Origin of the sequence: Treponema denticola (assembly GCF_024181645.1) — a bacterium.
Taxonomy (GTDB): domain Bacteria; phylum Spirochaetota; class Spirochaetia; order Treponematales; family Treponemataceae; genus Treponema_B; species Treponema_B denticola_A.
Window position 1 is genome coordinate 2,253,943 of sequence record NZ_CP058624.1, and the last position, 26,327, is coordinate 2,280,269.

Genomic DNA, 26,327 nt, shown 5'->3' on the forward strand with positions numbered 1-26,327 from the left:
CTATTCATTATCGGCAGGCAGCTTATTAAAACAAAAGCCATTGTCTTTTTTTTAAAAAAATATTATTCTCATATTCATGGCAAACCCCAAACTTTTTAGAACAATCGACAGGGCTGTTTTTGATTATAAGATGATAGAAGAAGGAGACCGAATTTTACTTGCTGCCTCAGGCGGAAAAGATTCTACGGCCTTAGCCGAGTATTTTTCGATGCGCTTAAAACGCCCCTCGCCTAGATTTCAAGTTCATGCTATGCACATTGCAACCGATGTAGCCCCTCCCCTTTCTCCTGATTTAATAAAAATGTTTGAAAACTGGAATATTCCGTTAACGATAAAAACCGTTTCTGTCTTGGGAAGATTAAAACCTAATGAAAAGATGAATTGCTGGTGGTGCTCAACCCAACGGCGCACCGAGCTAAATAAGTTTGCCATGGAGGAAGGTTTTAATAAGATAGCCTTAGGCCATCACTTGGATGATATTTTGGAAACCCTTTTGATGAATTCCTTAGAAAAGGGCATCTTGTCTACAATGCCCCCTGTCTTAAAATTTGAAAAATATCCCGTTACGATGATAAGACCGCTCTGTCTTGCAGACCTCCCCATGATTATCCGCCATTCGGAGCAGGCCGGTTATATATGTTCGACCTGCACCTGCAACTTTCAAGAAAACTCCGCCCGCAAAACAGCCCGCTCAAGACTCGACCGCCTGACAGGCGGCTCCTACAAGCTCAAGATAAACCTTTTTAATTCTCTAAAGAATATCTTACCCGAATATCTGCCGTGAAATAATTTACACTTGTAAAAATATCCCGCCTATGATAAACTTATAATCATGGAATATATCATTAAAATAAACTGGGACAATGAAGCCGGGGTATGGATAGCAACAAGCGATGATATAAGAGGCCTTGTTCTTGAAAGCGGTTCTATTGATGCCCTTATGGAAAGAGTACGATACGCCGTGCCTGATCTGCTCCAAGAGAATAATCAGCGATTCCAAAATAAAATCACGGCATACCGCTAATGCTATCATGAAGCAAAGCGGTATAGACCATAATTTTTAAACTTTATGTAAATTTATCTTATATCTTCCCTTAATAGAGGCATGCTCATACAGCGGGGGCCGCCGCGGCCGCGGGAAAGTTCACCGCAGGGCATTTCGAGGACTTTTAAGCCCTTCTTGTTTAAGATTTCATTTGTAACATCGTTTCTTTCATAAACGACTATTGTGCCCGGACTTATGCAAAGGGTATTGGAACCGTCATTCCACTGTTCGCGTTCGGCTGCAATCTTGTCCCCTCCGGCACATTGGATAAGCTCAATCTTTCCGGCTCCCGTATATTTTTCAAGAACCTTTTCCAAGGTAGAATCAATCTGCTTTACGTTGAGTTCTCCCTTTTTGGCACCTCGGGTAATTTCAAAGACTCTTAAAGGCCCTAGAATTCCGGGGTGAATGGTAAACTTGTCAAAGTCTATTTGAGTAAAGACCGTGTCCAAGTGCATAAAGGCCCTGATAGCAGGGATTTGAAAAGCTAAGATCGTTTTTATAGGGGAATCCGAGTTATAAAAGATATTGTTTGCTATAGAATCGATGGCATTGGCGGATGTCCTCTGTGAAAGCCCTATCGCCAAAACATCTTTACCGATATTTAAGATATCTCCGCCTTCAATACTGGGAGCATCATATCGATTGTAGAATCTGTTTACCTTTCCGGCATATTCGGGATGGTGCTCAAATATGTACTCCCCGTAAATAGTTTCACGGCATCTTGTTACGGAGTACATTTTATTTAAGCTGACTCCGTTTCCTATACATGCAAAGGGGTCGCGGGTAAAGTAGAGGTTGGGCATAGGGTTTATTATCATAGAGCCCGAATCCAGAACATAGTGCGAAAGCGAATGTGTATTCTTAAAGGGTATCTCATTTGCGTTTACACCTTCCATTGTTTTTAGGATAAGTTCTTTCGGATCCTTGATTGCATTAAGAAAATCATAGATCATCTTTTGATAATATTCGGAATAGATGTCAGCTTCGTTAATATACTGCTTTATAAATTTTTCGCGGATTTCCGCACTTTGAGAAAGAGCCTCAGCCGCTAAGTCTTCAAGATATACAACCTCCACTCCGTTTTTAGACAGAATATCGGCAAAAGCATCGTGTTCTTTTTGAGCCACTTTTAAAAACGGAATATCATCAAACAATAGTTCGTCAAGTTTATCGGGGGTAAGATTTAAAAGTTCCTTTCCGGGACGGTGCAAGAGCACCTTTTTTAGTTTTCCTATTTCGCTTGTAACATTTATGACAGCCATGCAATTCTCCTAAAGTTTAATAATCCGGATGATTGTACAAGATAAGGGCAAAGAATTCAATACGTATGGAGGAAGACTTTTTTGAGAGTTTATGCTATAATACGGAATAGAAAAAGGGGAAAACCTTATGAATTATTTTTACCTATTATTTTTGCTTCTTGTATTTCCCTTAGTTTTGCTGCTAAGGGCTCTCACATTTAAACCTAAAAAAACAAATAAACTTATCGTAGAAAATGTCGATATGGACTTTGATAAGGCTATAAGCCGGTTTGCAGAGATGACAAAGATTCCTACGGTATCTCATTCAGATGTCAGTCTTGAAGACCCGGCAGTTTTTAAGAAATTCCAAGCCTATCTGAACGAAGCCTACCCTCTTGTTACAAAAACCTGCCCGCGCCGAATCTTAGGGCCTAAGGGGCTCCTCTATCATTGGAAGGGAAAGAATTCCGAAAAGGCTTCGGTTTTTATGGCTCATTATGATGTAGTTCCCGTAGATCGGGAGGGCTGGAGCCGAGATCCCTTCGGCGCTGAAATTATAGATAATGTACTCTGGGGGCGCGGCACCTTGGATACTAAGTGTACCCTTTGCGGTGTAATGGAAGCTGCCGAGTATCTTCTTTCAAAAGGTTTTGTACCCGAACATGATATCTATCTTTCTTTTTCGGGAGATGAAGAACCGCACGGCCCAAGCTGCCCTGCAATAGTCGAAGAGCTTAAAAAAGAAAATATAAATGTGGAGTTCGTTCTTGATGAAGGAGGTGCCGTAGTTGAAGGTATTTTCCCCGGCATCAAAGAAAGGTTTGCTGTAATAGGTATAGGAGAAAAGGGGCAGATGGATGTGGAGCTTTCGATGGAAAGTAAGGGCGGACATGCTTCAACACCTCCTAAGCACACGATTGTAGGTAAATTGGCTCAAGCCGTCTGCAATATCGAAAACAATCCCCTCCCCATGCATGTAACACCTCCGGTTTCGGCTATGTTCGATGTCCTCGGCCGTCATGCAGGCCTTGGAATGAGATTAGTCTTTGCAAACCTAAAAGTTTTTTATCCCCTATTTAACATGCTTACCAAAAAAACAGGCGGAGAATTAAATGCCATGCTCCGCACCACAACGGCTGTAACAAAGATGGCCGGCTCCGATGCCTTTAATGTTATTCCGCCTAAAGCAAGTATAGGAATCAATATCCGCTATTTAGCCGAGGACGGAAGAGAAAACATTATTTCTCATTTTAAAAGAATAATAAAAAATGAGGATGTAAAAATTGAAGTCAAATACGATGAAGAACCCAGCCGTTATTCAAAAATAGATTGCCCCGAATTTGAGCTTTTAAGTGATGCAATCAGACAAACTTGGGAAAAGACATTAGTAAGTCCCTATCTGATGATGGCCTGTTCGGATTCCCGCCATTACTCAAAAATATCGGATAAGGTTTATAGGTTTTCTGCAATGCACTTAACAAAAGAAGAGAGAGGCTTAATTCACGGCAATGACGAAAGAATCCGCTTGGACGAGTTTAAAAGAACTCTTGCCTTTTTTGTACGCATAATGAATAAATTTTAACTTATGGGAGGGGAGCCTCTAAAAACATAGGCAGAAGATTTTTAGCTGCCCATTTCAATATTATGTTTTACTTTTAAATTAAAGAGTAAAAATAAAATTGAAAATAAAATTATAAACCATAAACCTTGTGCCTGTAATTCCGAAAAACTTATTTTTTCTAAAAAGCATCGGGCAGGCGTATCAAAAACATAGGGAATGGGAGTATATTTTACCGTATGTTTTAAACTTCCATACAGATATTCTACAGGAAAAAATTTTCCTCCTAAAATAAGTAAAACAGAATACATGCAGTCTCTAAATCTGGTAATATCCGTAAACCAAACCGTAAAGCAGCCGATAATTGCTTGAATAAAAAATAAAATAGAAAAACCTAGGATTGAAGCAAATAAACCTATTAAAATCGAAGACAAACTAAAAGAATTTAATAAAAATATTTTAACGGCTGCAATAAAAATTATATTTATAATTAAGCGGATAAAAAACAAACCGAAAGCCTCCATATAAATTCTAAAAATATAATTTACAGGCTGTATCAAAAGAGGGATTATTGATCCTGAGTTTATATTTTCCATCAAATTATATGCAATATACATTGCAGAAGAAACGGAATAAAAAATTATATTTACCGTTATATAGTAACCGGTTATATACTTAAAATTTACAGTCTTAGAATTAAAAAAAATATTTTTAAAAAGAAGTAAAAAAATAATTGAACTTATGAAGATTGAAAAAAAAGATAATATAAAATCTATTTTAAATTGATTTTCTTCCTTAATTTTTGCAATCGAAAACATTAAATATTTTTTAAACGGCAGATTCATATAGGCTTAATCCTTTTTTAAATGCGGCATTACAAAGAATATAAGACAGGAAAAGCTGTATGCCTAAAACTATTATCCAAATAAATAGTTGAAAATAATTCTTTCCGACAGAAAAAGAATATAACCGTGCAGGCACTGTAGCAGTAAACATAACCGGAATTGCATAGGTAAAAATTTTTTGCAGGATAGCAGGGAAAAAATTAAGAGGATATTTTTTTATTTCTAAAAAAGAAAAACTTAACTGAAGCAATTCATATACCTTTCCTATTTTGAAACCTAAAAAAGAAACGGCTAGACGGATGTTTTCTATAGCAACGGTTGCAACTGCACAAATTATAAGAGCCGGTATGAGAACCTTTATGGCTTGTAATTTTATCAAGCCGTATAGAACAAAGCCCAAACCCAGTAAAAATCTGAATGAAATTCTAAAAAAGTTAGCCCGTTCCAATAAAATATAAAGAATAGGATTTAAAGGTTTTACCAAACATAAATCCAAACTTCCGTTTAAAATATAATATTCAATAAAATATGTTCCAATAAAGAATGCGGAAATTGCCGTGCATATAAAACTAAATCCCATAAATACGGTCAAACTATTGTAGTTCCAACTTGCAGCCTTTAATCCCAAAGCAAAAAGAGAATTCCAAAAAATCCACACTCCGGCAAGATCGAAGATATCATCAAGTATAATAAAAAAACAGTTTGCAGGATAGGCAAAATTCTTTTTTAAGGAAATTAAAAAAAATCTATTTATAATATTCATAAAGCAAATCCTCTAAATTAGGCTCTTCATACTTTATATTTGCATTAAGCTCTGCAAGTGTTTTACTTACGGAATCGGCTTGATTTCTTTTTAATAAATAACGCCTATCACCTGTTAAAGTTTCATCGGTTTTTTTAATATCAAATAGTTTACAATCCAATTCAACATTTGTCGTCAAACTTGTATATTTGTCAAGATACTCATCCAACTGAAGACGGTTCATTTCAAAAAGCTTTTTACCGTTCGCAATTAAAATAATTTTGCTGCATAGTTTTTGCATGTCCAAAATATCGTGAGTAGTAATTATGATTGAAATATTTTTACTTAATGCCAGATTTTGAAGAATATTCCGCAGCGTCCTTTTACCTTCTATATCCAGACCTAAAGAAGGTTCATCTAAAATAAGCAGGGACGGCTCATAAATTAAAATACATAAAAGTTCGGCACGAATTTTTTGTCCCAAAGAAAGAGTTGCCGTTTTATTATTTAGAAAATCTTTACACCCTAAAATGTCTGAAAATTTTTTTATATTATCTTGATAAATATCATTGGGTATTTTATACATTGTCTTAAAAAGTTTTATTGTTTCAATTACAGGAAGATGATAAATCAGATTGGATTTACCTCCGAGAAAAACACCAAGTTTCTTTTTATCTTGATAAGAAAATTTAAGAGGATTTTTATTAAAAACCTTGACTTCACCGCTTGTGGGTTTTATAATCCCTAAGAGCATTTTTATAATCGTACTTTTGCCGGCCCCATTGGGGCCGAGAAGCCCTAATATTTCGCCGCAATTCAGCTTTAACGAAAAATCTTCAACGGCGTAATTTTCCCTCATCTTATATTTTTTGGAAAGACATTCTGCATAGATAATTTGTTCCAAGGACATAACTTTAATCAAGCATGAGTAATAAAAATTTCTAAAATTAGTAACTAATTACCGGTTTTTAACTTGTTTCATATTCTGTGATTCAGATTTTAGGGGATGCAAATAACTACGAGAACCAGAACAGTTTCCACAATTGTCAAAACGTATCTTGATGTTATCTTCAGGTTTGCGTATAATCATAAAAAACTCCTTTAAAGTATATCTCTGTTACAACAGTATATATTATGTATTGAATAAAATCAAGTATAATTTTAACAGAAGAAACGAAAATCAATTTTTAGGCAATCACAGTCCATAATTTTTCTGTGAAATGCTGTTTTTAGCATTTTCTCAAATTTTATAGCAGAAAATAATGGAATTTCTTACTTGACTATAGATAAAAATAGTGTTACCTTTAATATATTAACATACAAAAGGCGGTAAATATTATGAACGAAAAAATTACAAAGGCTTTAAACGAGCAGATTAACAAGGAAATGGAATCGGCTTATTTATATTTAGGAATGGCTGTACATTTTGAAGCTGAAGCTCTTACAGGTTTTGCCCATTGGATGCAGGAGCAAGCTAAGGAAGAAATGGAACATGCTCTTAAAATATACAGATACCTATTTGAAATAGGAGCAAAACCTGTTTTAGGAGCCATCGGTGCCCAAAGTACCGAATACGGGAAACCGATAGATGTTATCAAAAAGGTTTTGGAACACGAAAAATTCGTAACTGCTTCTATTACAAGCCTTTACGAGTTGGCCCTAGCCGAAAAAGATTATAAAACTCAAAGCTTCTTAACTTGGTTTATCAATGAACAGGTTGAAGAAGAAGCCAATGTTACGGCTATCTTGGATAAGTTTAAATACATCGATAACAATACAGGTCTTATGATTTTGGATAAGGAACTAGGCAAAAGAGCTTAAATTTAAAGACGTAAAAAAAACGGCCCTTGGAGGCCGTTTTTTTTCTAATAATTTACTTGCCGGTAACTATTGCTATACCGCTGCTGGCTCCTATTCTTGAACAGCCCAAACCGATATAGGTTTCCGCATCTTCACGGGTGCGCACCCCGCCTGAAGCTTTTATCTTCGTATCTTTTTTTAAGTATTTTTTAAATAGTTTTATATCTTCAACCGAAGCACCGCGGGAGCCGTAGCCTGTCGAGGTCTTTATAAAATCCGCTCCGGCCTTTTCAATAATTGCACAAATATCCGCAATATTCTTTTCTTCAAGATAACAGGTTTCGACAATTACTTTAAGAAGAACATTCTTTTCATGGCAGGCCTTTGTAACGGCACTCACTTCATTTTGAGTATATTCCAAATCTCCTTCTAAAAGTTTCCCTACATTTATAACCATGTCTATCTCTTCAGCACCGGCTTCAATTGCTTTTTTAGCCTCTTCTACTTTTACCTCTGTTGAAGACGTTCCAAAGGGAAAAGAAATAACGCTGCACACCTTTACATCGGAACCTTTAAGTTCATTGCTTACCAATAAAACATTACAAGGGTTTACACAAACGGAAGCAAAATGATACTCCTTTGCTTCATTACAAATTTTGATTATATCCTTTTCGGAAGCTGTCGGTTTAAGAAGGGTGTGATCGATATATTTATTTAATTCCATATTTAAACTCCTAATTTAAAAATAATATATATTTTGCCTTTTGTCCAGCTATGAGCGCCTTATTCGATTTGTTCTATAAGACTATTGATCTTTCCTATGCAGGCAGAAGCAAATCCCTTATCAGGCAGCTGAGATGCAATTATTCTAAGATAGCCCAAAACATCCTTTAAAGTTTTATCCGTAGAAGTTTTAGGGTCTATTGTTTTTTTCAAAGCACCTTTTACATTTAAGAGAATCATCCTGCGTTTTAACCCAACCTCTCCGGACAATTTATTTATAACATATTCCATTTGAATACGCTCATTACTTATAAGAAAATCTTTTAATTCGATAGAGGGAAGATTGTCCATTAAGTCACGCAAATAGACAAAGAGATTAACTATTTCATAACTTTCGATAATATCCAACTCTTCTTCAAATTGAGGCGATTCTTTTAAGCTGTGAGGCAGAACTGAAAGATAAGGCTTGTCAGAAAGTTTATTTACAATTTCATCAACAGAATCGGAAGTATCCAAATCATCATCAAAGGAAGAAGGAATAAGGGAGTCGGGAGCCGTACCGGCAGGATCTAAAAAAGCTTCATCATCAAAGCTTGGCAGGTCGGAATCTTGAGGCGTTTTTTTATCTGCCGATCTTTCAGGCAGCGGACTGGAAGCACTTTGAAATTCCGGTACTGTTTCCAATTCCGTTCCCATTTCGATTTCTTCACCTTGAGAACCAAAACTGTCAACTGCATCGGGCTTTGCCGCAGAAAAGGGAATATCGGCTGTGCCGGGCTTTTCGGATTTTGCGGCAAAGCTAAGATCTTGGGGATAATCCGATTCAGGCACACTTGATTGCTGCTGCGGCTGAGCTTGATAAGACGCCGATTCATTTGAAGTATCTTGATATGGCTGAGATTGAGAAGGAACCGCTTCCTTTGAAGGAGCCTGATATGGCTGAGATTGAGAAGGTGCAGCTTCCATTGCAAGCGCTTCTTCTTTTGTTGGAGTATCTTGAAGCTGAAGCTCTTCTTCAGGTATATCGTTCTTTCGGTTCCTATTAGGTCCCGGCTTACCCAGCTCAAGAGGATCATACTCAGCACCTATGTCCGGACTATCGTCAATGGGCGCATCAACATAGACCAAATTATCTAACGACTCTTCATCTTCTCCTCTATCAAAAACTTCATCATCAGCCAATTCCATTAAATCATCAAAAGGCATCTCTAAATCGGGCATATCTTCAAAGCTTTCGCTGAGAGTTATTTCATCGTCATCTTCAAAACTTACCGCTCCCAAATCTTCTAAATCCGGTTCAGGACTTATATCAAGTTCTTCTTGAGGAGGTTTAAGTTTATCAAGATTTTTATTCAGAATGCCGTCATCGCCGTAAGAGTTAACGGCATCTTCATATAACTGAACAGACTTGGACAAACTGCCTATATCGTCGTTTTCTATCTTATCCGTTTGAATATCAACGATTTCATTTGCAAGACGAACAGCTGTTATTTTACACACACAATGACAATCCTCACTTTAATATATAAATTATATAATTCTATATTGAGCATAAACTTACGCGTCTACACCTTAAAATTCCCGTGTACATAAAAAAGCCTGAAATTTAGCGAATTTAGGCCAAAAACGGCTAAAAAAGCCCTTTTTCTGCCTGTATCGTTACCCTTTCCGTTACCTTCTTTTTTTTCAGGCAAAAATAACAAAAAAAATGGTAAAAACCATTAAAAATAGGTTATTTTTTAGACTTTTGAACACCATATTTTAGACTATTCAAAACCGTTCAAACATCGTTTAAAGCGGTTTTTACACATCTAAAAATAAGGATAAAACCCGGGCAACTTGCCTAAAAAAATCGGCAAAATCGTAAAAAAAGACTTGACTTTTACCGATAATAGGGTATAATTAAATTATATGGCGGAGGCGTGAGGCGTTAGCGAGTGTAACTAGCTACCATGTTGTGCCGTCGAGGGGTTTACTACCGGTTAAAGTCTGAACGCAAGGCTCGGTGTTGTAAGCCTCTTATTTTTTTATCTTGCTTATTTTGCCATCCCAGATTAACCATACTTCTTTTAATTTTTGAATTCCTGTTTTCTTTTCTTCAAGACTTTTTTTCTGTTTCTTGGTAAGTTGGTTTGGATTGGTAAAAATAGTATCCTTTGGAATTGTTTTGTATATCGCTTCCCTTACTTCTTCTATGGCTTTTTGTTTTGTATAATCTGTTTTAAGGTCAAAATTCAAAACAACTATTTCGGTTTGTTGTTTAACGGCCTCTTTGATTCTATCGCCTATTTTTCCTATATCATCGCTAGTAAGTTTTTTCATTTCAATAATTCTATCAAGAGCGGGAATAATTCCTTCAGGATTTTTCACACCTTGAACAAAGGTATTTTTCGGTGTAAATAAAACCTTGTATCCGTTTTCTTCAAGAATCTTTGCAATTTCAACTTCATTCTGGTCCGGATCTGCACCTTTTACCAAATTTGCATGATACCCTGTATGCCCTAACTCTCTCTTTATAACCTCATTCTTGGCAAGTTTTAGATCAAAATTATCAATCCCGGCCGCTTTGGCAGCTGCTTCGACCTCTTCTTTTATCCCGTATCGTTCAATTCTTTCTTTCATTTTATCAGTCAGTCTCCACCAGCTTTCCTTTTCTATCGGATTCCCGCCGAAGCCGTCTTGAGGCTTAAAATTCTGCCTTATTTGTTTCATTGGAACATTTTCAATTTCCATTCCGTGCCCGATTTCATAATCATAAACGGCGCGGAAAGTTGTGCGGCAATTAAAGTGATAAGGCGGAAACCCGTATGTACTCCAGAATGAGTGTGAAGCAGCTAATGCTTTCCCGTTTCCGGCAATAGAAGCAAGCCCGCGGCAAATGTCGCTTGTACGGCCATCTTCAATAAACAATAATTCCCACGCAGGCGGCATGTTGTTTTGATACTGCATTAACCGTCCCGCATTATATGCCGACTGCATATTGGTGCGGTATACTGTTTCAAAATACCTAGCTGGAAAAGGCTGATCTGCATCTTCGGTAAAAGCCTTTACATCTTTCCAAGTTTCGGTAAAATGCTCTCCCTTTTCCATTGCATGTAAAAGCCTGCCTCTAAGCATTTCGATATGGTCAGCCTCTGCAAGGCGGGAAACCGTAAAAGCCCTAAACCTTAATTTAGGCTCGAGTTCTTCCCACTCTTCTTTTGTCAAAGAAATCTTACCCTTAAAAAAATCTATAGCTTCTTCAAAGGGTAAGGGTTCTGCCGAAAAAGAAATATCCAAATCGAGCTGTCCTGAGTCATCTGCAAAACTTATATTCCCTGCGGCATGTTCCATTCCGATAAGCAAGGACGATGCAAAGGCGTTCATAGTCATTGAGAAAAGTTCACGGTTAAAATCGGGACGCGGTGCCGCCTTTAAATCTTCTTTTTTAGGCGGCTCACTATTTTTTGAAAGAGTCTTTAAAAAGGTTTTTACTGTTTTTTGAATAGCTTTTAAAAAGCGTTTTTTTGAAGCGGCCGCAAGGCTTTCAATTTCTTGGGCTTTTGCTTCTTCTTGAGCTAAAACACTCGTGCGGGTAAGCGGTCTTTTTTTTTTGAAGGTTTATCTGACAAGGCAAAGCCGTCATTTTGAATTTCAGTAAGCACAAATTCATCTTCTGCATTTTTAGGACGCGGCAATTTATATCGAGTGTATAAGGCTTCTTTTGATACGGGGATTTTGTTTTGAATTGCCTGCATTATTTCTTCAAAACTTGCATAACTTTGTAAATCGAATTCACCTTTAGGCGATGGAATTTCTTTCCCAAAATTGAGCTCCACCATCCAGTCTATGAGCCTTTGAAAAACACCCTGCAATGCAAGAGCATCTCCGTGGCAAACTCTCACCAAGTTTTCATCATGAACGGTCGCCTGCGCTCTTGTACCGAATTCGCCTTCTTGTGTACTTAATGATTGAGTTGTAAGGGCAAAGCTGATTTCCTGATTACAAGTATCAATAAGCGTTTTATGGTCGCGCAAAGCTCCGGACATTTCAAGCACTTTTAGCTCTTTTACATTTGCAAGAGCAAGTCCGTCTCCGCCGCCTAACTCGCTTAAAGTGTCGGATATAACTTGTGCATTCTTCCTAGCCTTATCTCCATCAGGAGCGTCAAACAAAGCTACCAATGACGGCACACCGGCTTTTTGTGCCGCTTTAAGCCAAAACTCCCAGCCAAGTTGTTTAAACTTCCACGGCCAATAGCACATTAAAAGGTCTGAAAAACCGTAAGGATTTTCGGCTCTCGGATTATTTCGGTAAGTTAAAAACTTATGCGAAGATTTTAACTCCTCGTTTGTCTTTTTCAATACAGGAACCCATACCGATTTTTTTCCGCCTTGAGTTTTTACAAAACCTATTTTATATACTATGTCTTCAGGGTATTTATTCCGTAAAGAATCGGGAATGATTTTTCCTTGAGCCGTTTCTTTCCACAGAACTTCACTGAATGAGTGCCCGTATTCTATTGCCGTTAAAAATTCTTTAACATCCGTTTCCCAATTTAGATTAGCAGTTAAATTATCGCGGATAAATTCGTACACCTCATCGCTTGCGTTTCCCTGTCTAATTACGAATGGGAAACTTGTAACGATGTCTTTTCTAAGCCGTAAGTGCGAGCCGATTTTAGCGTCTAAAATCATTTCGTCTACAGTTCTATAAAAACTTACCTTATCCGCCCATAAATCGGCAGGGTTCGGTAAATAAGAAATAACCGACCAAAACTGATCCGGCTGTATAATCTCCATTGCTAATTCGTGTTTCATTTATTCCTCCCCATCATCATCGTCTTCTTCTTCAATCAACCACATAACGGCGGCAGCTCTGTCATTAAAGAATTCCATATTTGTTATAGGAATACTGCCGTTTTGAAAATATCCCTGTACTATTTCAAAAGGTGTATTGTATTTAAAATTGTTATCTTTATCTTCAAAGATAGAAAGATTTTGATCGAGAACGGTATACTCATAATCTTTTAGAATGTCTTTCTTTTTAAATTTAATAATAAGTCTTCTGCCGTTTTCTGTTTCAAAACCTATATATTTTCTAAAAGAACACATTCCATTTATTTTATTTTTTAATTCAATAAAATCATTTATTGTTTTTGCTATTTCCATTTTCCTTCCTCCTATTATTTAATGTCTAAACCTGCTTAATGCAGCCTTAAGCCTTGTCGGGGCTGTTTGCAATTTAAACGCAAATACTTCGTTTGTTGTGTTTTGCGATACTTCCCAAGCGTAATAACATGCATCTTGCAAATCGTCAAACTCCGCTTTCGGATACATCGTTAATTGATCAATCGTTTTATTGTGATTTTCTTTCCATTTGAAAAAGCCGTTTTCAATTAAAGGAGATAAGGATAAGATTCTTTCCTTTCCGATACCCCGTGTTGAAAGCCCCTTAATGGGTAAGTAAACGCTCTTTTGGGCGGCAGCTTCCATAATGTGCTTTTTATAGATTGATTGAAAACCGACCTCTTCAAAACCTATTAAAATAGGTTTATAAATTAAATATTTTTCAATCAATTTATTTACTGCCTTATCAACAGAACAACATTCTGCCCATTCGTCAAGCTCGTATAATTCTCCTGATTCCGCAATGCCTAAAACAAAAATAGCAAATTCGTCATGCTTCCCTGCCGACGGATCGACACCCATATAAACACGCAATGAGCCTATATCGGCATGAGTGTAACGGATAAACCATTCGGGCTTAAAAATGCGTTCCTCATCGCTTAAAGGTTCGTTCATATATTCAGTACTGAACGCTGCACTGCCTATCTCTCTTTTTTTTGTGTTTAGCTTTTCGTCCGTCCAATACGAAGCCCAAAGAGAAGTCCCTTGCGGCGTAAAGGCTGCAAAGCGTAAGCCTATCCAATTTGTAAGTTCTCCGTCTGCAATGCGTTTTAATAAGCGACTCGGAACATCGTCTGAATGAAAAATAGTATTTATAATAATTGTAAAAACATCTTGACCTAGAGGAATAACGGCACGCAAGAACCACTGATATATTTTATCTCTTTGGGTGAAAGTGCGGGCCGCCTCATCTTTTAAAATGTCGTCGCAAATAATTAAGTCGGGACGATGCTGCCTAAACTTAACGCCTCTCACGGCGGCCTCTGAACCGAAGCCTTTAATTGCAGTCTCATTTTTTAATGTAATAAAATCACTTTTCCAAACCTTACCTTCCATTGCTCCAAAGTCTTCAAAGATAAAATCGTTTCCCTCAATTTCATCTTTTATGCTTTGTAAGGCTCTGTTTGCCATATCCTGAGTAGCGCAAAAAATACAAACAAAATTATTCTTCTTAAAAAGAATCCGCCAAAGAGGAAACGCCAATGCCCAGCGCGTGGATTTTGAAAATCCGCGCGGTTCAATATCGACAACGGCCTTTACTTTTTCGGAGGGTATCAAATAAGAATGATACTGCTCTTTAATAAGAGGTTTAATTTCTTCAATATGCTTTTGTGTAAGGCTTTGAGTATTTGCAATATCTATTAAAGTCTTATGGTAAGGCGCCGGTTCTGAAGAAAAGTAATGCGACAAGTACGTTTTGCAAAAGTAAAAAAAATCATTTTCGGCTTTTGCAAGACGTGCTTTCTTTTCTAAAACCTCTTTTGTGTTATCCCCGACAAGTTCTGTTAAAATATCAGCCATTATTTAACCTCAACCTTATCGATGATTACATAAAGCCTTTGTAAAAGGTCGGTGTCGTTTTTAATTGCGTTTTGTAATTCTTTTTTTATTTCTTCTTTTGCTTTTTCCAGGGCTTTAATTGCTTTGGTTCGGTAATTGGAAAGTTTTAATTGAGCTTCTGCAACACGAGCGGCAGACTGGAATAAGTCGACGGGATCGTCAAATTCCAAGCTGTCTATAGTGCGTAAGTCTTTTGCGATAAGGCTTGTCATCTGCATAAGAACAGCCTCACTCATTTCCGTTCCCGGATAGTCCTTTAAAACTTCGGCCATTGCCTTTGCAGCTTCTATTGCTTTTTGTGTGTCTTCGATTTCTTCTTTATGAGACTTTATTACGCGGCGGATTCCCTCACGGCTGATTGTTACTTTAAGTCCTAGTTCCTGAATTTTTTTATTCACTTCTTCGGTAACATAGACTATCGTATTTTTGCCGCCGTCCCATTTATCGATAATAAGTTCTACAAGACCGTGTTCCTGTGCTTTACTCTTAGCGCCCATACTTGCCTGCCTTTCGATTAAGGAATATTCACTCCTGCATCGCTTTCGATATTTCCCTCAATTAAATCGATTCCCTTTGCAGTGATTTTAAACCAACGCACAAAAGAACGCTCTTTATAGGGGTGAGGAATCTCTTTTTTTTCGGCATAGCCTTTTTCTGCCAAGTATTCAAGCGATGAGATAATAACATCCCGTTCGTTATAATCATAAAATGCCCGTACAATAACCTGTTCGGGGATTCCGTCAGGATATACGGTGTGTAAAAAGGTAATAAGTTCGCCTCTCAAATATGCAGTTTTAACTTTCATTTCTGTCCCTTCCAAAGTTCAATAATTTTTTCAAGTGTCGTATTATTTTGAGCAATGATTAAATCTTGTACACGGTTTAATTCACTGCGCCATCCGCCCATGTCTTTATAAAAATCGTCTTTCTCAAGCTTATCCATTTTTAAAGCACCTATTTCCTTTCGGTGTACATCAATTTCCTTTTTTAGGTCAAAAATTGTTTTATTGAAATTTTCTTCAAGCCTGCTTAACCCGCTTGATAAGCTCTCTTTAAACTCATTTGACCGCTTTGCATCTTCGGCCGCATTTTTTGTTTGCTGCTTAAAAAGATACGAAATAACAAAAGCGATAATTGTAGTTATCGCTGTAGGTCCCCAGTCTTTGGCTGCAATAATCAGTTGTTCAAATCCCATGTCTACCACCTTATTTGAGCTAATCCGAACCCTAATGCTGTCCCGCCTAAAATAGAAATAGGAATACTCCACCACGGAACATTCATCTTATGGTTTAATCTTTTGACTTCTCTTTCAAGTTCTAAAGAAAGTGTTTTGTAATATTCGGCTCCGGGAGCACTTGCAAGCAATCCTTGTTTATAGCCTTCTGCAAAAGAAGCATCTATGTTCTTGTTCATTTCGCCTAAACAGATAAGTAAAATTTTTTCTACGTCCTCTTTGCTATAAACCTGCTTCGCTAATTTTATGTTGAATTGACTCGGCTGCATCTTGTTTGAGCTTTCCTGTGATTGCGTGTAACTCATTTGCATTACAAGCATTGTCAACAAGATCGCTGCCATCGCTTTTTTTAATTTTTTCATAAACACTTTCCTTTTTATCTTGAGCTTTTATTTTTGCCTCATCAATTTTTTGTTTTATTTTTTTTCTGTTACGGAAAAAAATAAATACAAAGAAAGCCGCAGCCGCGGACAACACGGCTGCAACAGTTTTTACAATCTTACTAAGTATGTTTCTCATGCCACGCTTCTTTTAATTTTTTTAAGATGGCTTCATAAAAGAATACGCTTATTCCGAATATAGTCGCCCACCAAAACCAAACTTCCCGTGGAGCAAAAAAAGCTCCATGCCATAAAAGGAATGCAAAGAAAGCCGAGAATAAGGCAGGTATCCAGACTCGATAGCCCGTAAGCCTATCCTTCTTATCCAGCTTCTTTACGAGCTCGGTAAAGATAACCGTCAACAGTACCGCTATAACCACAAACAGCGGTAAAAATCCAATCAATGATCCCATAACAAGACCTCCTATTTATTTTTTAGCATTTATAAAATGCTTATTAAAAACTTTTCTACATCTGCTTTAAAGTTATTCCAAGCTTCATTTTTTTCGACAAAATATTTAGGGCATATTTTCCCTGTTACATCAAAATGCCGATAAATATCTTTTTGCGGATTTAAATTAAATTGTTTTATCAATGTAGCTGTAAGCTCAACTGCAGCACCGTATGTTTCTTTAGTAAAACGGCCCGTCCAATCGGGATGACAAAGCTCAAGCCCTATAGTGCTGTTGTTAGGATAAGAACCCAGACTTTCTTTTATTCCCTGACAATAGGAATAAGCACCTACATGATAAGCCATTTCGTCTGCCGGCAGGCATTGTATTATTTCTCCATCCAAGCCTATAATAAAATGAGCCGATGCATATCTTGCCTTATTAATATCTTTTTGATTTTTAAGATTTTCAAAATAATTTCTGTTTGCCAATGCCGAAGTTCCGGCATTCCCTACCCAATGGATAACGATTCCCTTTACCCCTATAAGGTTTTTATTGGGCCTGGAGAATTTATTTTCCGTTAAGAATTTTCTTTCAATTTTCATAACTAAATTTTAATCTTTAAAGAAAATTTTTAACGGAGCGTAGTAAAACAGGAATAAAAAAACACCGCACAAAAAGGTGCGGTGTTTTCTTTCACGCTGCAAAATTAAATTCTAATTGATTGTTTCGTGTTTTTCCGAATAGCGGATTAAGCTTTCTTTGCTTATCCTCCAGTTTTGTTCGTCTCCATTCTTGTACGCTTTTAATTGCCCTGAACAAATCAGGCGGTAAATCGTATGATAGTTCACTCTCAGAAAGAATGCTGCTTCCGAGATGCTTAAAGTATTTTGTAAACTCATTAACTCTTCTTCCAAACCCTCGCTTTCCAACATCGTCATAATAAACCTCTATTTCTTTTTCAGGAATTCTTAATGCTGTGCCGACCTTAACGCCCAGTATTAAATACATTTCTAATCTGTAATAAACTTGTCTTGTTGTAACAAGTTCTCCTTCAACAGCCGTCATTATTATTGCCGTCTCAATTGGTGTTAATAACATTTTAAACCCCCTTTAAGTATATTTTGAATCGGGATTAAATCCCGCTTTTTTACAAATATCTCTTAATGCAAGAATAACCTTGCTCGCATTAAATACGGTTAAATGCGATATATCTATCACTTTTCCTATCCGCAAAATTAAAGCATTTAAACTTTTTTCATCTTTTACTCGGGACGCTAAATCCCAAAGACCTCTTATGTAGTATTCTTGTTTTTCCGTAAGGCGATCTTTCCCGCCTCCGCTTCGTTGATTTTTAAAAGAATAATTACTTCTCTTTTCTTTTTTGAATGTATAACCCAAATTTTTAAAGCCCTGCATTATTATTTTATATTGAGTTTCTGTTCTTATTTCTGAAGCCGAATAAATCCCTGCCCCGGAAAGAAGGGCTCTGTATGCCTCTTCATTTAATTTTAATTTTTTTTTTGCAATATGTATTGCTGCTAGTTTTTTATTTCTGTCTTTAAGCATATTCCCCTCCTTATCTTAATGTAAGGAATACTAAAAAAAGTATTCCTTACATCTTGATTTTTTTTTAAATTTTTAGCCTGCTAATTTTGCAAGCTCTTGATTGACCAAATCCCTTTTGGTTTCGGCAAAAAAGTCCTCTTTAGATTTCCTTGCCGCTCCGACTTGGCTCAATGTTTCATCATCAAGGCTTAACATTCTTTCTTTATCCGGCTCAATTTTAACACGGACAAATTCTTTTAAGCCTAGTTTCTGTAAAAGCTCTGCCGTTTGTTTTGTACATGAAATCGAATCCGGAGCCTTTCTAAATCCTATAGAACCGAATTGTAAATCAATAGTTTTTTTGTCTTGAAACAATTCTGACCTAAAGTAAACGGCATACGCTTTTAAAGAATCCACATGCGACTTGTATGTATCTCTTAACACCTTTCCATCGTTTGCCGCTTTTTCTTTAATGTCTGCAATTTTTTTATTTGCAGCATTATCAATCTTTTCCCACTGTGCTTCAAGTTCGCACATCTCTTTTAAAATCTTTTCAGCTTCCTCGATAGTCGTTATCGTTGCTGCATTTGATTTTGTTCTTGCCATAAAACATCTCCTTGTAATAAAATATTTTTCTCTCTTACGCTGCAGGCGGTTCATCATCACCTGCAACATAAAAATTATCATTGATAATTTTGCGTATATCAAATACCAGACTGCGGATAACTAAACAGGATTCAGTGCCCTGATCTTCTATGATACCGCACGATGCCGTATTTTCAATTTGCAAAAGTTTGTCCATCAAAAGCTCGTAAGCTTTTTCATTTACTTTCATTTTAGACCTCCCTTACTTTCCATCATTGTCCCGAATCTTGTATCTTCCGGAGCCTCTAGTTTCCCGTTGTTTTCGTACATCTCGATTTTTGCGTAATATGCCTCAAAAGCCATACAAACATTCTTTTGCATGTCCTGCCATTCAATTTCCGGTAATCCGGCAGGGCGAGTAAACAAAATATCAGCAACGGGGAAACGGCCCATACCGCGCCTAAATCCCCACAATTCTTCTCCGTAAATCTCTACACGGTAATTTTCAAGTTTAATACCGCTTCTTGTTTTACGGTTAAAAATTGTTGCAAGCTCCTCATCATAACTTCCGTCATCATCTTCAAGCCCCGCTGTATAAATCTTTCCATCCTCTTCATCACAAGGAGCCGGAAGAGCTTTCCTTGTTGATATGCCGGCTTCCGAATAGGCCTCCATTAAAGTCAGAGTGTTTAAAAGTTCGGGCTTGTCATAAAAATAATCGTAAAGCTTTATATAGTTTCTTATGGTTGCCGGAGATATCTCAAGATTAGATTCGGCCCAAACCTTAAAAGCATTTCTGTCGTTTGAAGCTAAAAATCGTTGAACATTAACAAGCTGCTCTCCAATTTCAAAGGCTATTAAAACACCTTTTTTCATAAGATCATAAAGCTTTTTATGATTTTTATTTATCTCTTTTGCCTCATCCTTATATAAAGATTTTATATTTACAAGGCTTTTTGAATTATCCATGTTTTACACTCCTTTTCCATAATTACGGCGTAATATCATGCTTCCTGCCATTTCGATAACTTCAACATCAGGCTCCGATATTTTGTTCACTGTCATGATGTTTTGTGCTCGGTTTATAATTTTTACGAATTGCCTTACATCTTTTCGGCTTATCTCATAAATCGAATCGATAACCTCTTTTGAAGCATTTTCCCAAACACTTACAGCAATCTTTTGTGCATCCGGTTTTGTAAGACCTTCCAATTTTAAAAACACTCCTATTCGGCTTTCCAACTGTCTATGGTCATTCTTTAAATTTTGAATAGTCCAAACCAGTTTGGGCAAGCCTATAAGCACAAGGCCTGTTTCGCCCAAGTCATTTATAAGCCGACGGCTGAACTCCAATGCATCACTTTTTAACCCGTCCGCTTCATCAATAATGACAATCATATCCCTGTCCTTTAATGTGCTTGTTACATTATTAACAAGGGCATCAAAATTTATCCGGTATGTATCAAGCCCCAACTGCTTGGCTATTTCTTGTGTCATAACTTTTTTATTCATCGCCCCGGAACATTTTATTAAGACTGTATTCCTTTCGTTATCCTCTGCATACCTTTCGGCGGTTGTTGTCTTTCCTCCGCCTGCATCGGATACAATTAAAGCTATATCCTTTTCATCATGTGCAAGCCTGATAGCACGCGTCATCTGCTTCATTACGGAAGTTTCAACAATTGGAACATGTTTCCGTTCTGCAGCTTCAGCCTTTCTGGCTATCCATTTAATGATAGCCTCTTCAACCTTCGCCGTATCTCCCTTATACGTTTCGTTTAAGAATTGACTTAAAACGCTTGACGTATAACCCATTTCTTTAGCCGCTTTATTTTGACTTATCTCATACCGGGCTAAAGTTTCCATTAATCTTTCCTTGATGGAAAGATTTTCTTTTACTTGTCTGTCGCACATATAAATGCCTCCTCATCAATATTAAAATAATTTTGATATTTACCCTTGTTTATCTGCCTGTCTTCCGCTCCGGCTGCTTTTGGTTCTTCTTCAATCTGCGGAATATATTGTTCCACACGCGGAATTTCAACTCCTGTAGCTTCCATAGCAATTTCAAGCATGTTTTTAGGTTTTGTTGTAAGGTGAGTTAATCTGCTTTGCTCTTTAACTTTCTGCCTTATATCCCTTCTTACACGGTTTACAAACTCGTTATCTTTTTCCATGTTTCCCGTTTCCATAAAGACATCTGCATAAGCTTTGCAAAGAAGTTGTCCTTTATTGTTACAGATTAAGGCCTCGTTCCTGTTTGTAAGGTTTACGCGGACTATAACCTGCTGTCCTGTAAGCCCTATAAGCTCTTCCGCCCAGTAATCAGCTCCTCCTACACTTACTCCGTTTTCTCTGACGGTTCGTAATTCACCGCGGGTCAGCGCAAGCTGCACGGTTGCAGGATCGGGCTTTCTTATTGCCTCAGGCATGTTTTGAATAAATGCTTGTTCTGGGGTTAAGCCTTTTCTATCTTTAGCATCGCTAACCCATTCGGTATTGTACCAATTTACCCAATAGGTAATTTCTTTGATAAAGTCTTCCCAGCTTCCTACATCGTTTCGCTTAGCTTTTCCTTTCATTGCTCGCCAATAAAGCTTTTGCTCATCAACTCGTGAGGCCGTATTACTGCCGATATAGTTCCCTGTATTTTTGGAATAATACTCTTCAAGGATTTTATAAAACCTTTCTTGAACACCCTTTGATTGGCCATGATAGGCTCTTGCATATTGAAGTCTGCTTCCGCATGTTACTATTGCTCCCGTTATGATAACTTCTTCCTCATGCTCTATTCCGTCCTTATCAACAGCTTTCATCTTGATTTTTTGCCCCTTGATAGTTTTTCCCTTATAGTCTTTTCCGTTATCGACATGCACCATTTCAGGAATTCCGAAGCGCATAATCATCATGTAGTAAGCCGCTAAAATTGTTTGAGAATTCGGATTGATACTTACACACCAGCCCAAAATAGCCCCGGATCGGACATCAGCAAAAGTAGTAATCCACGGAATTACAAGTTTCCCGTTGTACATTACAACGCGGTCAATTCTGTGATGGTCTCCTTGTACCTGATCCATAGCTTTTAATAACTTTTTATCCCTTTCGATATACGGGAAATGCTTAGCCTCAAAAGCTTCTTGACTCAACTGATAAAAATCTACCATTGCCTCCGGAAGGCTTTTTAAATACCTTCTACAGGTGGCGTATGTTGCCTTGGATTCTTTTATGTTGGCTTTCATACTTAAAAAGCAATGTCTTATACTCCGTTTGGTATAATCAAGATAAAAGAATATAAGAGATTCTTTTTCTGTTGCAGTAAGACTGGATCCTGCTCCGCATTCTTTACCGCTTTTTGAATAAAGCGGTGTAATGCCGGAAAGACCGGTCTCCTTTTCATCCTTAAGCCATCGGTACAGAGTTCTGTCGTTTAACTCTTTCCCATATTTTTTTCTATATGCAATACTTATCCTTCCTGCATTAAATGCTATACAAAAATCCTGAACTTTTAATCCTGCACACTTATAGCTGTTTATTATTCCTGCCTTTAGTTTTGCTGTCTTGCGTTCGACTTCAGTAGCCTGTAAAAAAGTTACCGGCTCCTTTGTTTCGGATACAAGAGTCTTTCCTCTTTGGATTAAAGCCAATTGTACTTCTGCAGGAAGCTTATCGCAAAGCCAAAGCATTGCACCTTTTTTTTTCATGTATTGCCAATGCTCTTTCCTTGCCCGCTCCAAGATGCTTTTTTTACTCAAGTCCAAAACCTCAGCAATCTCTTTAGTTGCTACAGTTTTCATGCTGCCCCCTTATTCCTCTCCTGCTCTTTTTTATTCATCTCTGCTATTTCGTCTTGAGTCCTCGGCGGAAAAAGCTCTGATACAGGCATTTTAAAAAATGCAGCAATCCGTTTTTCATTTACGGGGCTTCGCCTTGTTCCGTTTATTATTTCATTTAGAATTGTTCTTTTTATTTTTAATTTTACAGCTAACTCGGAAACCGTTTTTATCCCATTTTCGTACATCGCTCTTTCAACTTTTTGTTTCCTTTCAAAATCGAAAGGATAGGGCCTTTTAGTAACTTTGTACTTTCTAAACTCCTCATAAGTTAAAGCCATACCAACCTCCTCTTAAAATAAATCTTGCTGTTTTTTTTAAGCTTAAATAAAAGCTCTTGCATAATTTCTTTTTTTCTGTTACAATATCCATATCTCTTAGGGCTTTGAGCCCTATTACTTGTTTGTCAAGCCGTGCAGCCTCAAATCCGCACGGCTTCTTTTTTATCTGTTCGTTCATTTTTTTATTCCTCCAACTCCTTTCCTGTTTCTGCATCCAAAAACCTCATATAATAAATATCTTCTTCTGAAGCTCCGGCACTTTTTAAGAATTCTATAGCTCTTTCCTTGCTCTCAAATTCTTTTTCCGTTCCGTCCTCATTCAAAAGATATTCCAAAGGATTAAGTCCTATACCCTCTTGATGTCTTGCTACAATAATCATTTCTTGTCTTTCTCCTTTTATTTCATTAATTTATTTAAAAATTTGATTAAAAAATTACAGTCCTCTATTGCCTGCTTTTTACTATAGAGAACAGCATTTTTACGCCAGCTGTTTATTATCGAAAGCGCCTTTTCTTTGTCTGCCCTGATTAGGTCGATGGTGCAAGGCTCTTTTTCGCCTGAGGCTTTGCGTTCTTCTTTTTGAGCGATTGCCTGTTGTAAGCCGGTTAGTCGTTCGCTTAGTTGACTCATCTTTTTACCTCCTTATTTTTATCATCAAGTGATGAAATAAAAATCTTTTCTTTTTTTGTGAGTTTTTTATGTCCCTTGTCGCTTCTTAATTCTGCTTTCGTTGCATATTTCCATGCGATCACGTGCTCTGTGCAAGGAGAGCCAAAAAGATAAAAATCCTGTTCGTTTCCTGTTTTGTCGTAAAGAGCCAGACTCCAATTGTTATCTATGCTGTTTAATAAAACCCATACAACACAAAAATCTTTATCAGGAAATTTTTTGTTAGAAAATATTTGGTTCGTTCTCATATCTTATTCCTCCATTGCGGAAAGCTTCCGCTAAAAAAATGCCGCTGCAAGTATTGCCCCTTGCCGGACCGCCTGCGGCGCAGCGTGGGTTTACGAATCCCCCTAACGGGTTACGGTGCCGCCGTCATCTAGCTGCCTTTCGTGGCTAACCGAAAGGTTCTCCAATTCCCAATTAAGCATTTATAATTAAAAATTGAATAAGCCCCGAGCAGGACTTGAACCTGCATTAAAGAAATATCTATTGACTTTTTTAAATCATAATATTAGGAGAATTATGCTTTCCTTTAAGAAACCTTCCGGGGCGTGATTCCGTTTTTTTATTTTGGCAAAACAGCCGCACATCGGTATAAGCGGTTACGCTAAAAGTCGGTCTCTTAAAACGCTTTACTGTCTTGTCAGGTTCCATTCTTGCCTATCGCATTGCAATAATAAAACCGCTGTCAAAAATCTTTTAATAGCACTGTGAAAACCTGCTTCGTTTTCTGCTATTTATTTTAAGGACTTAAAGCCCTGTTTTAATCTTTACCTTTTGTGTATAATGGAACCTTATTTAAGTTAAAGGAGTATTTAAATGGATAATGTCTACATCGCATTGATATCCTCTATTGTCCCAATAATAGTTATAGCTATAAATATCGCCTATAATGTTTGGCGGGAGTCCAATCTCATCCAAGAAAAAAGGGATGAACGCTTTTTTGAATGTAAGATCGAAGCTGTTGACCAAATAATGCAGTCTATGATTCCCGCTTTTATACATTGTGTAGAACCTAAAAACCCAATAGAGTTTTTGGCAAGCCTCAACAAGCTCAAGAGCGATGTCCAAAATTCGATGTTTAAAAATTCTGTTTGGCTCCTCCCTGACTCGTACGAACCTATTAACCGCTTCCTTAAGGAAGTAATTAAGTGTATCGATTTGTTTTGCGGTAAACTTGGAAACCTCGCAACCAAAGACATCACAAAATTTACCGATGAGGACATTAACATCTTCGTTTCCGTTTACGAAAATCTCGGAAACACAATTATCAACAAACTTCTTGATGAGCGGCTCCTCCTGTTCTCTCAGCTGCATATTGCTTTTGTTGAACCTGCAAAACATTCTGCTAAAAAAATGGGGAAGGCTCTCTCTAAAAAAATCAAAGATAAAAGCTCCCGTTCCGCCGAAAGCAATTAAAACCGAAGTGCTTATTAAGCAGGTAAAATATCCTGCAATCCAATAAAATGCTTCTTGTCTGCTCATTTTTAAAACTCCTCTCCGTTTCCCTCTATTAAATTATCCCGTTTTGAGATATAATATTGTGGCGACAAAAGTCGCCATTTTTCACAAGTGTTGTATAAATTGGCGACTTTTGTCGCCGTTATTTCTTACAATATAGTCGATATATCTTATATTGTCAAGTGTTTTTACCGAAAAATATAAGAAAAAAAGGATATTTTTATGGATTGGAGCAAAATAATATACGAAATAGAGGATAAAATTCCTCTTTCTGGGAGTTTGGCAACTATTTTAGGTGTGAGGTATCAGTATATATCGGACTTAAAAACTGGTAAAACAAAAATTCCTAATGGGGAATTTGTTTTATCTTTAATAAAAAATTTAAATATAAATCCTGACTGGCTAAAAGGTGAATCAGATGAAATTATAAATTTAAAAAATACAACATCATCAGAAAAACCAGCCATTTTGCAAGAGCTTGAAAAAATGGCAAAAGAGGCTGCAAAAGAAACCATAGAAGAGCAAGAGCAAGAACTTATAAGAATGAAAATGCAGTTGGAAAATTTAATACAGGAAAGAGAATATTTAAAACAAGAGGAAAGACTTGCAAAAGTTGAAAACCGGCAAGAAGAGTTAGATAAAATTTATCGAGAAATGTACGACCTCTACTATAACACGCCGAAAGAAACCAAACCGAAAAGGGTTATTCGGCGTTCTATGGGCTCAAAAGGTATAATTACAGAAAAACAGGGTATTCTTTACCCTGACGGCACTTTTATTGAAGATTCAAAACTCCCCGAAGAAGTAAAAGAACCTGCCCCGTTGTACACCGCCGCCTATGAAGAACCGGAAGAAACCATAGACCTGCCGTTGGCTCAAAATCTTGCAGCCGGTATTCCTGTTGAAGCCTCAGATGTAAACGACACCTTTCCTGTGCCTAAAAAACTAATCCCCAATAAACGGAAAAAATACTGTGTTGCAAAGATTAAAGGAAGCAGTATGACCGAAGCAGGGATTGAAAACGGCTCCTGCGTCCTGTTGGAATACACCGATCAGCCTATCGACGGCGAGATTATGGTCGTAAGTTACAACTCAAACACAACCCTTAAACTCTTACATCAAAACATAAAAGGAGAATGGGAACTTTTATATCGTGATGGTTCCGGGGCCAAAATAGAGCTCAAAAATGGGGACTGGGAAGTCAAGGGGCGGTTCGTTGCGGTTTTGCCAAAAAAACGCCAATAACGCGTCTTTTGGGGCTA

General features: G+C 37.3%; 35 protein-coding genes. 6 read left to right on the forward strand and 29 right to left on the reverse strand.

Translation table 11 applies throughout. The annotated features are described in order from the left end of the window. Positions 1 to 76 precede the first annotated feature (76 nt). Together HO345_RS10605 and HO345_RS10610 are read left to right on the forward strand one after the other, a co-directional pair. Positions 77 to 784 (forward strand): tRNA 2-thiocytidine biosynthesis TtcA family protein, encoded by a 708-nt coding sequence (locus HO345_RS10605; RefSeq protein WP_010693549.1) that lies wholly within the window; start codon positions 77 to 79, stop codon positions 782 to 784. 48 nt (positions 785 to 832) lie between these two features. Next, on the forward strand, positions 833 to 1,024 hold the full coding sequence (locus HO345_RS10610; RefSeq protein ID WP_002685138.1) for a DUF1902 domain-containing protein: 192 nt from the start codon (positions 833 to 835) through the stop codon (positions 1,022 to 1,024). A gap of 53 nt (positions 1,025 to 1,077) precedes the next feature. Here the strand turns inward: HO345_RS10610 and arcA are convergent, their stop codons facing one another. Beyond that, positions 1,078 to 2,310 (reverse strand): arginine deiminase, encoded by a 1,233-nt coding sequence (arcA, locus tag HO345_RS10615; RefSeq protein WP_253682878.1) that lies wholly within the window; start codon positions 2,308 to 2,310, stop codon positions 1,078 to 1,080. Positions 2,311 to 2,437: 127 nt separating this feature from the next. Here arcA and HO345_RS10620 point away from each other — a divergent pair, with 127 nt between their 5' ends. Further along, entirely contained in the window at positions 2,438 to 3,871 is a 1,434-nt protein-coding gene (locus HO345_RS10620) for a M20 family peptidase (RefSeq protein WP_253682879.1), read from the forward strand. A gap of 41 nt (positions 3,872 to 3,912) precedes the next feature. On the opposite strand, the gene HO345_RS10625 is transcribed toward HO345_RS10620, so the two are convergent. The 3 genes from HO345_RS10625 to HO345_RS10635 are packed head-to-tail and all read right to left on the reverse strand — an operon-like array spanning position 3,913 to position 6,344. Beyond that, positions 3,913 to 4,692, reverse strand: a complete 780-nt coding sequence (locus tag HO345_RS10625; RefSeq protein ID WP_010693554.1) for an ABC-2 family transporter protein — start codon at positions 4,690 to 4,692, stop codon at positions 3,913 to 3,915. Beyond that, positions 4,676 to 5,455, reverse strand: coding sequence for an ABC-2 family transporter protein (locus HO345_RS10630; RefSeq protein ID WP_253682880.1), 780 nt, complete (start codon positions 5,453 to 5,455; stop codon positions 4,676 to 4,678). The genes HO345_RS10625 and HO345_RS10630 overlap by 17 nt, the downstream gene beginning before the upstream one ends. Further along, positions 5,439 to 6,344, reverse strand: coding sequence for an ATP-binding cassette domain-containing protein (locus HO345_RS10635; protein WP_253682881.1), 906 nt, complete (start codon positions 6,342 to 6,344; stop codon positions 5,439 to 5,441). The genes HO345_RS10630 and HO345_RS10635 overlap by 17 nt, the downstream gene beginning before the upstream one ends. A gap of 428 nt (positions 6,345 to 6,772) precedes the next feature. On the opposite strand from HO345_RS10635, the gene HO345_RS10640 reads away from it, so the two are divergent. Next, complete coding sequence (locus HO345_RS10640; RefSeq protein ID WP_002666049.1) at positions 6,773 to 7,255, forward strand: ferritin; 483 nt, start codon at positions 6,773 to 6,775, stop codon at positions 7,253 to 7,255. A gap of 52 nt (positions 7,256 to 7,307) precedes the next feature. On the opposite strand, the gene deoC is transcribed toward HO345_RS10640, so the two are convergent. From deoC to HO345_RS10765, 25 genes are all read right to left on the reverse strand, one after another. Continuing rightward, a complete protein-coding gene (gene deoC / locus HO345_RS10645) occupies positions 7,308 to 7,958 on the reverse strand; it encodes a deoxyribose-phosphate aldolase (protein ID WP_253682882.1) in 651 nt (216 codons plus the stop codon). Positions 7,959 to 8,017: 59 nt separating this feature from the next. Continuing rightward, entirely contained in the window at positions 8,018 to 9,457 is a 1,440-nt protein-coding gene (locus HO345_RS10650) for a hypothetical protein (protein ID WP_253682883.1), read from the reverse strand. Between the two features lie 519 nt (positions 9,458 to 9,976). After that, positions 9,977 to 11,323 carry a phage minor head protein gene (locus tag HO345_RS10655; protein ID WP_253682884.1) on the reverse strand — a complete coding sequence of 449 codons (1,347 nt, stop codon included), beginning with the start codon at positions 11,321 to 11,323 and terminating at the stop codon, positions 9,977 to 9,979. A gap of 191 nt (positions 11,324 to 11,514) precedes the next feature. Continuing rightward, positions 11,515 to 12,756 (reverse strand): phage portal protein family protein, encoded by a 1,242-nt coding sequence (locus tag HO345_RS10660; RefSeq protein ID WP_253682885.1) that lies wholly within the window; start codon positions 12,754 to 12,756, stop codon positions 11,515 to 11,517. Continuing rightward, complete coding sequence (locus HO345_RS10665) at positions 12,757 to 13,107, reverse strand: hypothetical protein (protein ID WP_253682886.1); 351 nt, start codon at positions 13,105 to 13,107, stop codon at positions 12,757 to 12,759. It abuts the gene before it with no gap. 18 nt (positions 13,108 to 13,125) lie between these two features. After that, positions 13,126 to 14,646: a phage terminase large subunit family protein gene (locus tag HO345_RS10670; protein ID WP_253682887.1), complete on the reverse strand. Its 1,521-nt coding sequence runs from the start codon at positions 14,644 to 14,646 to the stop codon at positions 13,126 to 13,128. Then, entirely contained in the window at positions 14,646 to 15,182 is a 537-nt protein-coding gene (locus HO345_RS10675; protein WP_002676492.1) for a phage protein Gp27 family protein, read from the reverse strand. The genes HO345_RS10670 and HO345_RS10675 overlap by 1 nt, the downstream gene beginning before the upstream one ends. A 17-nt stretch (positions 15,183 to 15,199) precedes the next feature. After that, positions 15,200 to 15,490 carry a hypothetical protein gene (locus HO345_RS10680; RefSeq protein WP_002676493.1) on the reverse strand — a complete coding sequence of 97 codons (291 nt, stop codon included), beginning with the start codon at positions 15,488 to 15,490 and terminating at the stop codon, positions 15,200 to 15,202. After that, the gene (locus HO345_RS10685; protein ID WP_002676494.1) at positions 15,487 to 15,879 is read right to left on the reverse strand and encodes a hypothetical protein; all 393 of its coding nucleotides are present in this window, start codon (positions 15,877 to 15,879) and stop codon (positions 15,487 to 15,489) included. Before HO345_RS10685 ends, HO345_RS10680 begins: the two co-directional genes overlap by 4 nt. Before the next feature lie 2 nt (positions 15,880 to 15,881). Next, positions 15,882 to 16,097, reverse strand: coding sequence for a hypothetical protein (locus tag HO345_RS10690; protein WP_253682888.1), 216 nt, complete (start codon positions 16,095 to 16,097; stop codon positions 15,882 to 15,884). A 43-nt stretch (positions 16,098 to 16,140) separates the two neighbouring features. Beyond that, on the reverse strand, positions 16,141 to 16,437 hold the full coding sequence (locus HO345_RS10695; protein WP_253682889.1) for a hypothetical protein: 297 nt from the start codon (positions 16,435 to 16,437) through the stop codon (positions 16,141 to 16,143). Beyond that, positions 16,421 to 16,711 carry a hypothetical protein gene (locus HO345_RS10700; RefSeq protein ID WP_253682890.1) on the reverse strand — a complete coding sequence of 97 codons (291 nt, stop codon included), beginning with the start codon at positions 16,709 to 16,711 and terminating at the stop codon, positions 16,421 to 16,423. Before HO345_RS10700 ends, HO345_RS10695 begins: the two co-directional genes overlap by 17 nt. Before the next feature lie 29 nt (positions 16,712 to 16,740). Further along, a complete protein-coding gene (locus HO345_RS10705; RefSeq protein ID WP_253682891.1) occupies positions 16,741 to 17,295 on the reverse strand; it encodes a peptidoglycan recognition protein family protein in 555 nt (184 codons plus the stop codon). Between the two features lie 91 nt (positions 17,296 to 17,386). After that, a complete protein-coding gene (locus HO345_RS13225; protein WP_253682892.1) occupies positions 17,387 to 17,791 on the reverse strand; it encodes a hypothetical protein in 405 nt (134 codons plus the stop codon). 12 nt (positions 17,792 to 17,803) lie between these two features. Then, positions 17,804 to 18,259 (reverse strand): phage protein GemA/Gp16 family protein, encoded by a 456-nt coding sequence (locus HO345_RS10715; protein ID WP_253682893.1) that lies wholly within the window; start codon positions 18,257 to 18,259, stop codon positions 17,804 to 17,806. A 72-nt stretch (positions 18,260 to 18,331) separates the two neighbouring features. Next, complete coding sequence (locus HO345_RS10720; RefSeq protein ID WP_002676505.1) at positions 18,332 to 18,844, reverse strand: host-nuclease inhibitor Gam family protein; 513 nt, start codon at positions 18,842 to 18,844, stop codon at positions 18,332 to 18,334. A 34-nt stretch (positions 18,845 to 18,878) separates the two neighbouring features. Then, positions 18,879 to 19,073: a hypothetical protein gene (locus tag HO345_RS10725; protein ID WP_002676506.1), complete on the reverse strand. Its 195-nt coding sequence runs from the start codon at positions 19,071 to 19,073 to the stop codon at positions 18,879 to 18,881. Beyond that, positions 19,070 to 19,792 (reverse strand): hypothetical protein, encoded by a 723-nt coding sequence (locus tag HO345_RS10730; protein ID WP_253682894.1) that lies wholly within the window; start codon positions 19,790 to 19,792, stop codon positions 19,070 to 19,072. Before HO345_RS10730 ends, HO345_RS10725 begins: the two co-directional genes overlap by 4 nt. A gap of 3 nt (positions 19,793 to 19,795) precedes the next feature. Further along, positions 19,796 to 20,737, reverse strand: a complete 942-nt coding sequence (locus HO345_RS10735; protein ID WP_253682895.1) for an AAA family ATPase — start codon at positions 20,735 to 20,737, stop codon at positions 19,796 to 19,798. Further along, a complete protein-coding gene (locus HO345_RS10740) occupies positions 20,719 to 22,617 on the reverse strand; it encodes a Mu transposase C-terminal domain-containing protein (protein ID WP_253682896.1) in 1,899 nt (632 codons plus the stop codon). Before HO345_RS10740 ends, HO345_RS10735 begins: the two co-directional genes overlap by 19 nt. Next, the gene (locus tag HO345_RS10745) at positions 22,614 to 22,934 is read right to left on the reverse strand and encodes a helix-turn-helix domain-containing protein (protein ID WP_253682897.1); all 321 of its coding nucleotides are present in this window, start codon (positions 22,932 to 22,934) and stop codon (positions 22,614 to 22,616) included. Before HO345_RS10745 ends, HO345_RS10740 begins: the two co-directional genes overlap by 4 nt. Then, entirely contained in the window at positions 22,918 to 23,112 is a 195-nt protein-coding gene (locus HO345_RS10750; protein ID WP_253682898.1) for a hypothetical protein, read from the reverse strand. The genes HO345_RS10745 and HO345_RS10750 overlap by 17 nt, the downstream gene beginning before the upstream one ends. 4 nt (positions 23,113 to 23,116) lie before the next feature. Then, a complete protein-coding gene (locus HO345_RS10755; RefSeq protein WP_253682899.1) occupies positions 23,117 to 23,314 on the reverse strand; it encodes a hypothetical protein in 198 nt (65 codons plus the stop codon). A 17-nt stretch (positions 23,315 to 23,331) separates the two neighbouring features. Beyond that, positions 23,332 to 23,565, reverse strand: a complete 234-nt coding sequence (locus HO345_RS10760; RefSeq protein WP_253682900.1) for a hypothetical protein — start codon at positions 23,563 to 23,565, stop codon at positions 23,332 to 23,334. After that, positions 23,562 to 23,852, reverse strand: a complete 291-nt coding sequence (locus HO345_RS10765; RefSeq protein WP_253682901.1) for a hypothetical protein — start codon at positions 23,850 to 23,852, stop codon at positions 23,562 to 23,564. The genes HO345_RS10760 and HO345_RS10765 overlap by 4 nt, the downstream gene beginning before the upstream one ends. Positions 23,853 to 24,423: 571 nt before the next feature. Between HO345_RS10765 and HO345_RS10770 the strand changes: the two genes are divergently transcribed. Continuing rightward, on the forward strand, positions 24,424 to 25,023 hold the full coding sequence (locus tag HO345_RS10770; RefSeq protein ID WP_253682902.1) for a hypothetical protein: 600 nt from the start codon (positions 24,424 to 24,426) through the stop codon (positions 25,021 to 25,023). Positions 25,024 to 25,287: 264 nt separating this feature from the next. After that, positions 25,288 to 26,310, forward strand: coding sequence for a S24 family peptidase (locus tag HO345_RS10775; RefSeq protein ID WP_253682903.1), 1,023 nt, complete (start codon positions 25,288 to 25,290; stop codon positions 26,308 to 26,310). The last annotated feature ends 17 nt before the right edge of the window (positions 26,311 to 26,327 follow it).

Coding starts and splice junctions, on each gene's coding strand:
- HO345_RS10605 (WP_010693549.1), top strand. CDS start 77: ATGGCAAACCCCAAACTTTTTAGAACAATCGACAGGGCTGTTTTTGAT.
- HO345_RS10610 (WP_002685138.1), top strand. CDS start 833: ATGGAATATATCATTAAAATAAACTGGGACAATGAAGCCGGGGTATGG.
- arcA (WP_253682878.1), bottom strand. CDS start 2,310: ATGGCTGTCATAAATGTTACAAGCGAAATAGGAAAACTAAAAAAGGTG.
- HO345_RS10620 (WP_253682879.1), top strand. CDS start 2,438: ATGAATTATTTTTACCTATTATTTTTGCTTCTTGTATTTCCCTTAGTT.
- HO345_RS10625 (WP_010693554.1), bottom strand. CDS start 4,692: ATGAATCTGCCGTTTAAAAAATATTTAATGTTTTCGATTGCAAAAATT.
- HO345_RS10630 (WP_253682880.1), bottom strand. CDS start 5,455: ATGAATATTATAAATAGATTTTTTTTAATTTCCTTAAAAAAGAATTTT.
- HO345_RS10635 (WP_253682881.1), bottom strand. CDS start 6,344: ATGTCCTTGGAACAAATTATCTATGCAGAATGTCTTTCCAAAAAATAT.
- HO345_RS10640 (WP_002666049.1), top strand. CDS start 6,773: ATGAACGAAAAAATTACAAAGGCTTTAAACGAGCAGATTAACAAGGAA.
- deoC (WP_253682882.1), bottom strand. CDS start 7,958: ATGGAATTAAATAAATATATCGATCACACCCTTCTTAAACCGACAGCT.
- HO345_RS10655 (WP_253682884.1), bottom strand. CDS start 11,323: ATGAACGCCTTTGCATCGTCCTTGCTTATCGGAATGGAACATGCCGCA.
- HO345_RS10660 (WP_253682885.1), bottom strand. CDS start 12,756: ATGAAACACGAATTAGCAATGGAGATTATACAGCCGGATCAGTTTTGG.
- HO345_RS10665 (WP_253682886.1), bottom strand. CDS start 13,107: ATGGAAATAGCAAAAACAATAAATGATTTTATTGAATTAAAAAATAAA.
- HO345_RS10670 (WP_253682887.1), bottom strand. CDS start 14,646: ATGGCTGATATTTTAACAGAACTTGTCGGGGATAACACAAAAGAGGTT.
- HO345_RS10675 (WP_002676492.1), bottom strand. CDS start 15,182: ATGGGCGCTAAGAGTAAAGCACAGGAACACGGTCTTGTAGAACTTATT.
- HO345_RS10680 (WP_002676493.1), bottom strand. CDS start 15,490: ATGAAAGTTAAAACTGCATATTTGAGAGGCGAACTTATTACCTTTTTA.
- HO345_RS10685 (WP_002676494.1), bottom strand. CDS start 15,879: ATGGGATTTGAACAACTGATTATTGCAGCCAAAGACTGGGGACCTACA.
- HO345_RS10690 (WP_253682888.1), bottom strand. CDS start 16,097: ATGAACAAGAACATAGATGCTTCTTTTGCAGAAGGCTATAAACAAGGA.
- HO345_RS10695 (WP_253682889.1), bottom strand. CDS start 16,437: ATGAGAAACATACTTAGTAAGATTGTAAAAACTGTTGCAGCCGTGTTG.
- HO345_RS10700 (WP_253682890.1), bottom strand. CDS start 16,711: ATGGGATCATTGATTGGATTTTTACCGCTGTTTGTGGTTATAGCGGTA.
- HO345_RS10705 (WP_253682891.1), bottom strand. CDS start 17,295: ATGAAAATTGAAAGAAAATTCTTAACGGAAAATAAATTCTCCAGGCCC.
- HO345_RS13225 (WP_253682892.1), bottom strand. CDS start 17,791: ATGTTATTAACACCAATTGAGACGGCAATAATAATGACGGCTGTTGAA.
- HO345_RS10715 (WP_253682893.1), bottom strand. CDS start 18,259: ATGCTTAAAGACAGAAATAAAAAACTAGCAGCAATACATATTGCAAAA.
- HO345_RS10720 (WP_002676505.1), bottom strand. CDS start 18,844: ATGGCAAGAACAAAATCAAATGCAGCAACGATAACGACTATCGAGGAA.
- HO345_RS10725 (WP_002676506.1), bottom strand. CDS start 19,073: ATGAAAGTAAATGAAAAAGCTTACGAGCTTTTGATGGACAAACTTTTG.
- HO345_RS10730 (WP_253682894.1), bottom strand. CDS start 19,792: ATGGATAATTCAAAAAGCCTTGTAAATATAAAATCTTTATATAAGGAT.
- HO345_RS10735 (WP_253682895.1), bottom strand. CDS start 20,737: ATGTGCGACAGACAAGTAAAAGAAAATCTTTCCATCAAGGAAAGATTA.
- HO345_RS10740 (WP_253682896.1), bottom strand. CDS start 22,617: ATGAAAACTGTAGCAACTAAAGAGATTGCTGAGGTTTTGGACTTGAGT.
- HO345_RS10745 (WP_253682897.1), bottom strand. CDS start 22,934: ATGGCTTTAACTTATGAGGAGTTTAGAAAGTACAAAGTTACTAAAAGG.
- HO345_RS10750 (WP_253682898.1), bottom strand. CDS start 23,112: ATGAACGAACAGATAAAAAAGAAGCCGTGCGGATTTGAGGCTGCACGG.
- HO345_RS10755 (WP_253682899.1), bottom strand. CDS start 23,314: ATGATTATTGTAGCAAGACATCAAGAGGGTATAGGACTTAATCCTTTG.
- HO345_RS10760 (WP_253682900.1), bottom strand. CDS start 23,565: ATGAGTCAACTAAGCGAACGACTAACCGGCTTACAACAGGCAATCGCT.
- HO345_RS10765 (WP_253682901.1), bottom strand. CDS start 23,852: ATGAGAACGAACCAAATATTTTCTAACAAAAAATTTCCTGATAAAGAT.
- HO345_RS10770 (WP_253682902.1), top strand. CDS start 24,424: ATGGATAATGTCTACATCGCATTGATATCCTCTATTGTCCCAATAATA.
- HO345_RS10775 (WP_253682903.1), top strand. CDS start 25,288: ATGGATTGGAGCAAAATAATATACGAAATAGAGGATAAAATTCCTCTT.